Raw genomic sequence first — 11,134 nt, forward strand, 5'->3', positions numbered from 1 at the left:
CCTCGCCAACGCCGTCAAAGCCACCCTCGGCCCGAAGGGCCGCAACGTCGTGCTCGACAAGAGCTTCGGCGCCCCGACCATCACCAAGGACGGCGTCTCCGTCGCCAAGGAAATCGAACTGAGCGACAAGTTCGAGAACATGGGCGCGCAGATGGTCAAGGAAGTCGCTTCCAAGACCTCCGACAACGCCGGCGACGGCACCACCACCGCCACCGTGCTCGCCCAGGCGATCATCCGCGAAGGCATGAAAGCCGTCGCCGCCGGCATGAACCCGATGGACCTCAAGCGCGGCATGGACAAGGCGGTCATCGCTGCGGTCGCCGAGCTCAAGAACATCTCCAAGCCGTGCAACTCCTCGAAGGAAATCGCCCAGGTCGGTTCGATCTCGGCTAACTCCGACGAGAACATCGGCGAGCTGATCGCCAAGGCCATGGACAAGGTCGGCAAGGAAGGCGTCATCACCGTTGAAGAAGGCTCGGGCCTGGACAACGAACTCGACGTCGTCGAGGGCATGCAGTTCGACCGCGGCTACCTGTCGCCGTACTTCATCAACAACCAGCAGTCGATGTCGGCCGAGCTGGAAGACCCGTTCATCCTGCTGCACGACAAGAAGATCTCCAACGTCCGCGAATTGTTGCCAGTGCTCGAAGCCGTCGCCAAGGCCGGCAAGCCCTTGCTGATCGTTGCCGAGGAAGTCGAAGGCGAAGCCCTCGCGACTCTCGTCGTCAACACCATCCGCGGCATCGTCAAGGTCTGCGCCGTCAAGGCGCCGGGCTTCGGCGACCGTCGCAAGGCGATGCTCGAAGACATGGCCGTGCTCACCGGCGGTACCGTGATTTCGGAAGAAGTCGGCCTCGCGCTCGACAAGGCCACGATCAAGGATCTGGGTCGCGCCAAGAAGATCCAGGTCACCAAGGAAAACACCACGATCATCGACGGCGCCGGCGTTGCCGACGGCATCCAGTCGCGCATCAAGCAGATCAAGGCGCAGATCGAAGAAACCTCTTCGGACTACGACAAGGAAAAGCTGCAGGAGCGCGTTGCCAAGCTCGCCGGTGGTGTGGCCGTGATCAAGGTCGGTGCTTCGACCGAGATCGAGATGAAGGAAAAGAAAGCCCGCGTCGAAGACGCCCTGCACGCCACGCGCGCAGCGGTCGAAGAAGGCGTGGTTCCGGGCGGTGGCGTCGCGTTGATCCGCGCGCTGTCGGCGATCGGCAAGCTCACTGGCGCCAATGACGACCAGAACGTCGGCATCGCGCTGGCGTTGCGTGCGATGGAAGCGCCGTTGCGCGAGATCGTCACCAACTGCGGCGAAGAGCCGTCGGTGGTGTTGAACAAGGTCAAGGAAGGCAAGGGCAGCTTCGGCTACAACGCCGCTACCGGCGAGTACGGCGACATGCTGGCCATGGGCATCCTGGATCCGACCAAGGTCACGCGTACCGCGCTGCAGAACGCCGCGTCGATCGCTGGCCTGATGATCACCACCGAGGCGATGGTTGCCGAAGCGCCGAAGAAAGACGAGCCGGCTGGCGGCGGTCACGGCGGTGGTATGGGTGGCATGGGCGGCATGGATTTCTGAGTCGCCCCAAAAGCACAGCGGCAATACATCGCCGGATTCGAACACTCCCTGGGTGTTCAATCCGGCGGCGGATTCCAGTCAGTCTTGCAAGAATCAAGAAACCCCGCTTCGGCGGGGTTTTTTGTTGCGCGGGGCAACGCAACGCATGCGCATGAACGTCATCGCGGCAGCTGAACCCTCTGCCTGCGGTGAACGAAGGAACCGCAGAGCGTGAGGGGAGGCCTTGCGATGGAAGCGTGTTGGCGGCGCCGACGTTCACTGCCACCTCGATTCACATCAGGGCTTTCGCCCTCCCGCTTTGCGCGGCTCCACCGTCACCGCATATTCCCGTGCCTGCAGCAGCAGCCAGTCGCGGAACAGGCGCACGCTCTGTCGCTTTTCCGAACGCGGCGGATACACAAGGTAATGCGAGAACTCCGCGCGCAGGCGTTGTTTGCCTAGCAGCCGCAGGCGATCGGTATCCACCAGAGGCCGCGCCATCGTCATGCGCCCCAGTGCGATTCCGAGCCCTTCGACCGCGGCGCGGTGCAAGGGCTCCGAGTCGCTGAACTGCGCGACGAAGCGCGTCGGTGGCGTGCCGCCGAAACGAGCGAACCATGCCGTCCAGCGCCCGCCCGGATCGCCGAGCAACGGGCAACCCGACAGATCGCGCAGGCGCGTGCGGCCGAGTTTCGCAATCAGTGCCGGGCTCGCGACGGGTGTCAGCCATTCGTCGAAAAGGTGCTCCGCCGTCAGCCCGGGCCACTGGCCGGCGCCAAAACGGATGGCGACGTCCACCGGCTCCTGGTCGAAATTCACCAACGTCGTATTCGATTGCAGATTGATCTGCAGCTCCGGATGCGCGGCAAGAAAATCCGGCAGGCGCGGCAGCAGCCAGCTCGAGGCCATCGATGGCATCAGGCTGAGCGTAAGGATGTCGTCGGACGGCACTTGGCATTGCCGCAACGCGCGCTCGATCGCCGCGAACGGTAACGCGATGCCTTCGAGCAATCTCTCGCCCTCGGCAGTAAGGCTGACGCCGCGCGAACCGCGCACCAGCAGGCGTTGCCCGAGGCGTTCCTCCAGCCCGCGCATCTGATGGCTGAGCGCGCTCACGGTGAGGTTGAGTTGCGTCGCGGCGCGGGAAAGATTGCCCAGGCGGGCGGCCAGCAGGAAGCCTTCAAGGGCAGTGAGTGGAAGTCGTCCCATTGAATTTTCCTCAAGTCTGGCTTGCCAAATCGTCGCTTTCTGGCCAAATTTTCCGCGCGTATCTTCTATCACACTCAAGACGCGGCGATCTGCGGCGTCGGATGAAAGGAGAGCGTCATGACGATCTGGAAGGAATTATTGTTTCTGGGTGGCTATCTGTCGGTCGCCACGGTGCAGGCCGAGGCTGCGCAGGCATCGCAGACGATTGCCGCCTCGCCCAGGGACGTGGTCAGCGGATTTCTGCAAACGGTGCGTAGCGGGCGCCATCCCGAACGCGCCGGCGACTTCTTCGCCGCGCATGTGATCGCCCATCAACTCAATGCCGAGGCACCCGCTGATGTCGAGCGCACGCCGGCCGATTACGCGGCGCATGTGCAGGAATTCCGCCAGGCTTACGGCGCGTTCGATCTGCAGGTCACCGAGCTCATTGCCGACGGCGACAAGGTCTATGCGCGCTGGCGGCAGACCGGCTGCCATGTTGGAGTGATCGACGGCAATGCGCCGACCCGGCGCCCGGTGGTCGAGATCGCCAGCGCGGTGTATCGCGTCGTCGATGGCCGCATCGTCGAATACTGGATCCAGGTCGATCGCTTCGGCACCGACGCGCAACTGCGCGCCAATCGCCTGGCCCCGGCACTGGCGGCCTGCGCCTAGGCAGCCACGCACTCTTGCCGATATGCGCCATCCCTTCTGCCGGGGAGAGGGCAGGGAAGGGCCTCCCTTGGCCTCACCCTGCCTGGCGCTTTCGGCTACCCTTGGCACGTTCAATGCCGGCCTTGAGGGAGAGTCCGTTGGCGACCGAATCCAATCCGCTGCTCAGTCAGGTCGCCCGACTGGACACCCAGACCGCGATCGAACGCCTGGACACGCAGGATCCGGCGACCGTCGCCAAGCTGCTCGCCGCGCTGCCGCCCGCACGCGCCAACAACATTCTTTCGGCGATGTCCGAAGACGCCCGCGCCCGCATCATGGCCGCGGCGCCAGCGGGTACTGACTGGTCCGATTCGCAACGCTATGCCGAAGGCACCGTCGGCCGTCTGCTGGAAGACCCGCCGGCAGTGTTCCGCAGCGGCACCAGTGTCGCCACCGCGATCGATGTGCTGCGCGAGACGATCCGGCAACGCATGGTCACCTACCTGTTCATCATCGACGCCAGCAATCGTCTGCTCGGCGTCACCGCCTTCCGCGAACTGCTGTATGCCGAGCGCACGCAGACGTTGGACCAGGTGATGCTGCGCAATCCATTTTTCCTGCGCCCCGAGCAGACCCTGGTCGATGCGATGCGGGAAGTGGTTACCCGGCATTTTCCGGTGTATCCGGTCTGCGAGGAAGACGGCACCCTGGTCGGCCAGGTGCGTGGGCAGGTGCTGTTCGAACAACAGGCCTTCGAGATTTCCGCGCAGGCCGGTGCCATGGTCGGTGTCGAGAAAGAAGAGCGCCTCGCCACGCCGCTGATGCGCGCCTTCAAATTCCGTCATCCCTGGCTGCAGATCAATCTGGTTACGGTGTTCATTACCGCCGCAGTGGTCGGCATTTTCCAGAACACCATCGATCACATCGTTGTACTGGCGATGTTCCTGCCGGTGCTCGGCGGGCAAAGCGGCAATCTCGGCTGCCAGTCGATGGCAGTGTTGTTGCGCGGCATGACGCTGGGCGAATTGCGCGCCACCAAGGTCGTCGGGTTGATCGCCAAGGAAGCGCTGCTTGGCCTGATGAATGGTACGGTCACCGGTGCGCTCGCTGGCGTCGCGATGTTCATCGTCGCCAGCCGCGAACACGGCGGACCCTCGCCGATGCATCTTGCGTTGATCACCGCCGGCGCGATGGCCTTCAGCTGCATGATCGCCGGTGTCGCCGGCACCGCGATTCCCTTGCTGCTCAAGCGCCTCGGCGCCGATCCGGCCACCGCCTCGAGCATTTTCCTCACCACGATCACCGACGTGGTGAGCATGGGCGGCTTCCTGAGTCTGGTCACGATCTTCCTGTTGTAGTGCTGCAGCGCAACGTGCATCCTTGCCCGACGCCGGGCCAGGATGCCGGCGGCTTCCGACGTGGGGGAGGGAGCGGAAAGCCCGCAGCTGCCTAGCGCTGCGGGCTTTTCTTTTTCTGCCTTGTGGGAGCGGGCACGATCGCGATGCAAGCCGCGATGCCGGCTCACTATTGAACCCGACCCCCATGCCAGAATCGCGCATGGCTCCCGCTTCGAATCCCACTCTCTCCGCCGTGCAGGACCGCGCGTTCGCCCGCCTGCGCCAGGCTTGCCCCGAGGCGTTCGCCGATCCGGTGCAGGCGGAAAAATTTTCCCGCCTCGCCCTCGCCAGCGATTTCGCCGTTGACACGCTGTGTCGGCAGCCCGGCCTTTGTCTCACGCTTGATGACGCTGCCCAGCCGCCACCGTTGCTGCCTGCCGATGACGAAGCGCAATGGCCGGGCCTGTTGCGACGCTGGCGCGCCGGCGAATCCGCGCGCCTGATCTGGCGTGATCTGTCCGGCGCCGACACGGTCGACGACACTCTTGCCGGCAGCAGCCGCATCGCCGAGCAGGCTTTGGCGGCTGCCCTGTCGGCGTTGTCGCTGCAATTCCAAGCGCGACATGGCGCGGTGCGCGACGCGCAAGGTGCGGCGCAGTCGCTGGTGGTGTTCGGCCTCGGCAAACTCGGTGGCGGCGAACTGAATTTTTCTTCCGACATCGATCTCGTCTACGCTTTTGCCGACCACGGCGTCAGCGACGGCGCGCGCCCGCTCGATGCCGAAGCGTATTTCACCCGGATCGGTCAGCGCCTGGCGCAGTTGCTCGGCGAAGTGACGGCGGAAGGTTTCAGTCATCGCGTCGATCTGCGCCTGCGGCCGTTCGGCAGTTCCGGACGCATCGCACTGAGCTTCGCGGCGATGGAGCAGTACTACCAGCGCGAAGGTCGCGACTGGGAACGCTATGCCTGGATCAAGGCGCGTCCGGTCGCTGGCGACATCGCTGCCGGCGAACACCTGCTCGACACCCTGCGGCCTTTCATCTATCGCCGCTATCTCGACTATTCCGCGCTCGACGGCTTGCGCGAGATGAAAGCGCTGATCGACGCCGAAGTGCAGAAGCGCGAACTCGCCGAGCACATCAAGCTCGGCCCGGGCGGCATTCGCGAAGTCGAGTTCCTGGTGCAGGCCCTGCAGCTGATTCGCGGCGGCCGCGAAGCGGCTCTGCGTCAGCGTTCGTTGCTGCCGGCGCTGGCTGCGCTCGCCGATGCCGGCTATTTGCCGCTGGCGACGACGCAGGCGCTGGCGCAGGCGTACCGATTCCTGCGCCGCCTGGAAAATCGCGTGCAGATGTTCGCCGACCAGCAGGTGCACGCACTGCCGGAAGACGAAGCCGCGCGCCTGCGCATCGCGCTCGCGTTGGGCTATGCCGACACCGCCGCGCTGCTGGTGGAACTCGATGCGCACCGCGCCGTGGTGTCGGAAGCGTTCGAAGGCCTGCTGCAATCGCGTCGACGCAAGGTCGCGGCGAATGCGCTGGCGCAATACTGGCGCGCGTTGCCGGAAGGCGGCGATGTGCAGGTATTGATCGATGCTGGCTTCGTGCAGGCGGCAGAACATCACCAGCGTCTGCGCGATTTCGCACAATCGCCGGCGGTGCGCAGCCTGTCGGAGCGCGCGCGGCAACGGCTCGATCACGTGCTGCCGGCGCTGATCGAAGCCAGTGCGCAAAGCAGTGCGCCCGATGCCGCGTTGCCGCGCGGCCTGAGCTTGATGCAAGCGATCACCCGACGTACGAGCTACCTCGCACTGCTGGAAGAACAGCCGGTTGCGCTTGCGCGTCTTGTCGATGTGGTCGCGCGCAGTGCGCTGCTGGCCGAGCGCCTTGCCGAACATCCGCTGCTGCTCGACGAATTGCTCGATGCCCGGCTCGCCGCCGCCGACATCGGTGCGGCCGATGTGCAGGCGCGCCTGCAGCGCGATGCTGCGGCGATCGCCACCGGCGATACCGAATCGGCGCTGTCTGCGCTCAACGAAATCCGCCAGAGTCTGGCGTTTCGTTTTGCGCTGGCGACGCTGGCGCAGCGTTTGTCGGCGATGGCCTGCTCGCGGCATCTGGCAACGCTCGCCCAGTCGCTGCTTCAGCAGGTGGTCGCGCTCGCGGAACGGGAAATGCGCCAGGCGCACGGCGAGATCGCCGGTGCGGGCTTCGCCGTGGTCGCTTATGGCAGCGTCGGCGGACGCGAACTCGGCTTCGGTTCCGACCTCGATCTGGTATTCCTGCACGATGCGCGTGGCGATGAAATGTCCGACGGCATGCGCCCGCTGGAAGCCTCGCGTTATTTCGCTCGTCTGGCGCAGAAGCTGGTGAGCCTGCTCGGCACCGTGACTGCGGCGGGCCGTCTTTATGAAGTCGATGTGCGGCTGCGCCCCGATGGTGCCAAGGGCCTGCTGGTATCGACGCTGGAAAGCTTTTCCGATTACCAGCAGCAGCGCGCCTGGACCTGGGAACAGCAGGCGCTGGTGCGCGCGCGTGCCGTCGCTGGCGATGCGCGCGTGCAGGCGGGTTTCGAACGCATCCGCCGCGAGGTGCTGCAGCGCGTACGCGATGGCGATGTGTTGCGTGCCGAGGTGATCGCGATGCGCGCCCGCATGCGTGGCGAACTCGATCGCAGCGACGCTCTGCGCTTCGACCTCAAGCAGGGCGAGGGTGGATTGGTCGATCTGGAATTCCTGTTGCAGGCGCAGGTGCTGGCGCTTGCGGCGAGTCATCCTGAACTCGCCGATGTGGCCGGCACACCTGAGTTGATCGCAGCGATCGCGGCAGCCGGTGGTCTGGAGGCGAAGGAAGTCGGGCCGCTGCGCGGCGCGCATGCGCTGCTGCTGACACGCTCGCTCGATTGCACGCTCGATCAGCGCCCGCGGTTGTGTCCACGCGATGCCGAGCTCGATGCTGCTCGCGCCGCTGTAAGCGCGGCCTGCACCGCGCATGGCCTGGTGTTCAGCGCGCCCTGAAGAACTCGCGCACCTGCGCAGCGATGCGCGCAGTTTCCGCAAGCGGGGTCACCGGGAACTCGCCCAGGTGGCGTTCCTGTGCACGCACGCGGCCGGATGCTTCGAGACTGGCGATGAAGCGCCGCACGCGTCCGGTCGCACGGTTTGGTTCGGCGATGAACACCGGCGCGCTCGTCGCGCAGGCCTCGGACATCATGTTGACCGAATCGGGCGAGACGATGATGCGGTCGGCCCAGGCGAGCGCACCGGCGTAAAAATTCTCGCCGTCGTCATTGTTCATCCAGACTGCAGCCGAACTTTCGCCGTAGCGCGCGCGGACGAATTCCGCGAACTCGCGCGGCGTGCGTCGCGAGCCGCAGACGATCACGCTGCCGCCTTCCGTGGCCAGCGTGTATTCGAGTTTGCTCGCCAGCACTTCGAAAGCGCTGCGATCGAAGCGCACCGCGTCGGTCGGGCCACCCAACAGGATCGTCGTGCGCGGGCCGGGCAGGTTGCCCAACTCGGGAAAGCGCATGCGCGCATTCATCAACCATGTCGCATCGACGGGATTGAGACTGCCGATCAGGCTGAGGACATTGCTGCCGCGCAGGCCGTCGTGCTCGGGGGCGATCACAAGATCCCAATGCTGCGGATCGATGCGCGGATCCAATATCTGCACGGTGCGTGCGCCGCGTGCGTGCAGAAGGCGCGTGGCCAGGGCGGCGCGGCGTCCGCAGCCGATAGCCCAGGTTGGCATCGGTGCCTGCAATGCGGCGGAGAAATTCGCACCGAACGCCGCTTCGCTGCCGGGCCATCGCCGCGGTGCGAACCAGCGCGCAGGCGCCGCCAAGCTCAGTGGCCAGTCGCGGGCGGTGAGTCCCAGCGCTTCGGCCAGCGCACTGGCCTGGCGATGATTGCCGGCCGCGCCGTCGTGGAGCGCCCAGGCGGTTTCGGTAGCAGTGTCTGCACTTTCACTCATGGGGTCAGGGTAGCAGGGGGCAATCATCGGGCCAATTCGCAACAATCCGTTTCGGTCATCCCCGTGTGTTTCGTTTTTGGAACCAATAAACTCTCCCCCTCTTCATCCCGGGCGGTCTAGCTTGGGCCCTCATTTGGAGTCGTGCATGTCCCAGGTTCTAGACGCATCCGCCCTCGATCAGCTTTTCCGCAACGCGCGCACGCACAACGCCTGGCGCGATGAGCCGGTCACCGACGAACAGCTGCACCAGATCTACGAATTGATGAAATGGGCGCCGACCAGCGCCAACTCCTCGCCGGCGCGCATCGTCTTCGTGCGCAGCGCCGAGGCCAAGGAAAAACTCAAGCCGGCGCTGTCCGACGGCAATCGCGACAAGACCATGGCGGCACCGGTGACCGCGATCATCGCCACCGACTACGCCTTCTACGAAAAACTTCCGCAGCTGTTTCCGCATGTCGATGCGCGCAGCTGGTTCGTCGGCAACCAGGCGCTGATCGACAGCACCGCGCATCGCAACGGCACGCTGCAGGGCGCCTATCTGATCCTCGCTGCACGCGCCGTCGGTCTCGACTGCGGACCGATGTCGGGCTTCGACAATGCCAAGGTCGACGCGGCGTTTTTTGCCGGCACGACGATCAAGTCCAACTTCCTGATCAACCTCGGCGTCGGTGACCCCGCCGCGCTGTTCCCCCGCTCACCGCGCCTGGCTTTTGACGAAGCCTGCCGCATCGCCTGATCCCACCGGAGAAAATCATGAAACGCATCCTGCTTGCCGCACTGCTTGCCACCAGCTTCATCGCTACCGCCAATGCGACCGACTACAAGATCGATTCCAGCCACACGCAAGTGCTGTTCACCTATGCGCATATGGGCTATTCGCACATCACCGGCCGCTTCGACAAGGTCAGCGGCACGTTCGATCTCGATCCGGCCAAGCTGACGGCGTCGAAAATCAGCATCGAGATTCCGATCGCCAGCATCAGCACCGGCGTGGACCGACTCAACGAGCATCTGCAGAGCGCCGATTTCTTCGACGCGGAAAAATTCCCGACCGCGACCTTCAAGAGCACCAAGGTCACTGACGCCGGCAAGGGCAAGCTCGCGGTCGCGGGCGACCTGACCATTCACGGCGTGACCAAGCCGGTCGTGCTGGACGTGACCATCAACGGCATCGGCCAGCATCCGATGAAGAAGATTCCGGCCGCCGGCTTCGATGCCCGCACCACGATCAAGCGCTCGGATTTCGGCATGGGTAATTACGTCCCGGCCGTCGGCGATGAAGTGACGCTGGCGATCACGCTGGAAGCACAGGCCGTACCGGCGAACAGCGAAAAGTAAGTGCAGCGACGCCGCCGGCCACGTGCCGGCGGCGGTTCTACGGTTCCGGTGCAAGGCCGGGATCGGCAATACGACTGCCGCGGTGGGCGCGGCCGGGGTAAAATGCCGGCCTGAATTCCAGGATCGAGCCCATGACGCGTCCCGAGTCTGCCCCGGCCAATACCGAGCGCCGTTACGAAGTCACCCGCGCCGATCTGCCCCTGTGTTGCCCGACCCCGGCGATGGCGGTCTGGAATTCGCATCCGCGCGTCTATCTCGCCGTCGAAGCTACTGGCTCGGCGACCTGCCCGTATTGCGGCGCCCTGTTCGTCCTCAAGGACTAAGGGCGCGCCCTGCGCATGGGCCAACTCACCGTCGTGCAATTGCTGCCCGCGCTGGAAAGCGGCGGGGTTGAGCGCAGCACGCTGGAAATCGCCCAGGCTCTGGTCGCCGCGGGGCATCGCTCGATCGTGATATCGGCCGGCGGCCGGCTGGTGCCGGAGCTGCTCGCGCAGGGTAGCGAGCACATCGAGCTCGCGCTCGGCCGGAAATCGCTGGCCACGCTGCGACACGTTTTCACCCTGCGCCGTCTGATCAAGCACCTGCGCCCCGACATCGTGCATGCGCGTTCGCGGCTGCCGGCGTGGCTGGCGTGGTTGGCGCTGCGCCTGCTGCCGGCAGCGCGGCCGGCGTTCGTCACCACCGTGCACGGGCTCAATTCCGCCGGCTGGTATTCGGGCGTGATGACTCGCGGCGACCGCATCATCTGCGTGTCCGACACCGTGCGCGAACATGTGCTGCGGCAGTGGCCGACGACGGATCCGGACAAACTCGAAGTGATCGAACGCGGCGTCGATCCCCGGCAGTTTCCGCAACGCCCTTCCGCGAGTGCCGCAGAGCGCGCGGCATTGACCAGCGAAATTCCAGCCCTCGCCGCGGAAAAATTATTGCTGCTGCCCGGTCGCGGCAGCCGGCTCAAGGGCCATGCCGCGGCCATCAGTCTGCTGGCTGCGCTGCGCCTGGAAGGCGTCGATGCCTGCCTGTGGTTGCTGGGTGCGCGCGAAACGGGTCGCGATGCCTATCTCGCCGAACTCGAGGCGCTGGCCGAA

Annotated in this window: 10 protein-coding genes; 8 read left to right on the forward strand and 2 right to left on the reverse strand. The window is 65.2% G+C overall.

The window, feature by feature from the left end; genetic code table 11:
* The coding region (gene groL / locus VKM35_RS00385) for a chaperonin GroEL (RefSeq protein ID WP_324317188.1) at positions 1-1,579 on the forward strand (1,579 nt) is incomplete at its 5' end.
* A gap of 276 nt (positions 1,580-1,855) precedes the next feature.
* On the opposite strand, the gene VKM35_RS00390 is transcribed toward groL, so the two are convergent.
* Positions 1,856-2,767 carry a LysR substrate-binding domain-containing protein gene (locus VKM35_RS00390; protein ID WP_324317190.1) on the reverse strand — a complete coding sequence of 304 codons (912 nt, stop codon included), beginning with the start codon at positions 2,765-2,767 and terminating at the stop codon, positions 1,856-1,858.
* 117 nt (positions 2,768-2,884) lie between these two features.
* On the opposite strand from VKM35_RS00390, the gene VKM35_RS00395 reads away from it, so the two are divergent.
* The 3 genes from VKM35_RS00395 to glnE all read left to right on the forward strand — a co-directional run bounded on the left by VKM35_RS00395 (position 2,885) and on the right by glnE (position 7,750).
* Entirely contained in the window at positions 2,885-3,421 is a 537-nt protein-coding gene (locus VKM35_RS00395; RefSeq protein WP_324317192.1) for an ester cyclase, read from the forward strand.
* Between the two features lie 137 nt (positions 3,422-3,558).
* A complete protein-coding gene (locus tag VKM35_RS00400; RefSeq protein ID WP_324317194.1) occupies positions 3,559-4,758 on the forward strand; it encodes a magnesium transporter in 1,200 nt (399 codons plus the stop codon).
* Positions 4,759-4,957: 199 nt separating this feature from the next.
* A complete protein-coding gene (gene glnE, locus VKM35_RS00405) occupies positions 4,958-7,750 on the forward strand; it encodes a bifunctional [glutamate--ammonia ligase]-adenylyl-L-tyrosine phosphorylase/[glutamate--ammonia-ligase] adenylyltransferase (protein ID WP_324317197.1) in 2,793 nt (930 codons plus the stop codon).
* Here the strand turns inward: glnE and VKM35_RS00410 are convergent.
* Positions 7,737-8,708, reverse strand: a complete 972-nt coding sequence (locus tag VKM35_RS00410; RefSeq protein ID WP_324317199.1) for a mitochondrial fission ELM1 family protein — start codon at positions 8,706-8,708, stop codon at positions 7,737-7,739. The two genes, glnE and VKM35_RS00410, sit on opposite strands and share 14 nt — an antisense overlap.
* 145 nt (positions 8,709-8,853) lie before the next feature.
* Between VKM35_RS00410 and VKM35_RS00415 the strand changes: the two genes are divergently transcribed.
* The 4 genes from VKM35_RS00415 to VKM35_RS00430 form a co-directional block, all read left to right on the forward strand.
* Entirely contained in the window at positions 8,854-9,444 is a 591-nt protein-coding gene (locus VKM35_RS00415) for a malonic semialdehyde reductase (protein ID WP_324317201.1), read from the forward strand.
* Positions 9,445-9,461: 17 nt separating this feature from the next.
* Positions 9,462-10,046 carry a YceI family protein gene (locus VKM35_RS00420; protein ID WP_324317203.1) on the forward strand — a complete coding sequence of 195 codons (585 nt, stop codon included), beginning with the start codon at positions 9,462-9,464 and terminating at the stop codon, positions 10,044-10,046.
* Between the two features lie 131 nt (positions 10,047-10,177).
* Positions 10,178-10,369 (forward strand): zinc-finger domain-containing protein, encoded by a 192-nt coding sequence (locus VKM35_RS00425; protein ID WP_324317205.1) that lies wholly within the window; start codon positions 10,178-10,180, stop codon positions 10,367-10,369.
* Between the two features lie 15 nt (positions 10,370-10,384).
* Positions 10,385-11,134, forward strand: a 750-nt coding sequence (locus VKM35_RS00430; RefSeq protein WP_324317207.1) for a glycosyltransferase, incomplete at its 3' end; no start/stop codon positions are given.

The organism is Arenimonas sp., from assembly GCF_035312645.1.
Classification (GTDB): domain Bacteria; phylum Pseudomonadota; class Gammaproteobacteria; order Xanthomonadales; family Xanthomonadaceae; genus Arenimonas.

Coding starts and splice junctions, on each gene's coding strand:
- VKM35_RS00390 (WP_324317190.1), bottom strand. CDS start 2,767: ATGGGACGACTTCCACTCACTGCCCTTGAAGGCTTCCTGCTGGCCGCC.
- VKM35_RS00395 (WP_324317192.1), top strand. CDS start 2,885: ATGACGATCTGGAAGGAATTATTGTTTCTGGGTGGCTATCTGTCGGTC.
- glnE (WP_324317197.1), top strand. CDS start 4,958: ATGGCTCCCGCTTCGAATCCCACTCTCTCCGCCGTGCAGGACCGCGCG.
- VKM35_RS00410 (WP_324317199.1), bottom strand. CDS start 8,708: ATGAGTGAAAGTGCAGACACTGCTACCGAAACCGCCTGGGCGCTCCAC.
- VKM35_RS00415 (WP_324317201.1), top strand. CDS start 8,854: ATGTCCCAGGTTCTAGACGCATCCGCCCTCGATCAGCTTTTCCGCAAC.
- VKM35_RS00420 (WP_324317203.1), top strand. CDS start 9,462: ATGAAACGCATCCTGCTTGCCGCACTGCTTGCCACCAGCTTCATCGCT.
- VKM35_RS00425 (WP_324317205.1), top strand. CDS start 10,178: ATGACGCGTCCCGAGTCTGCCCCGGCCAATACCGAGCGCCGTTACGAA.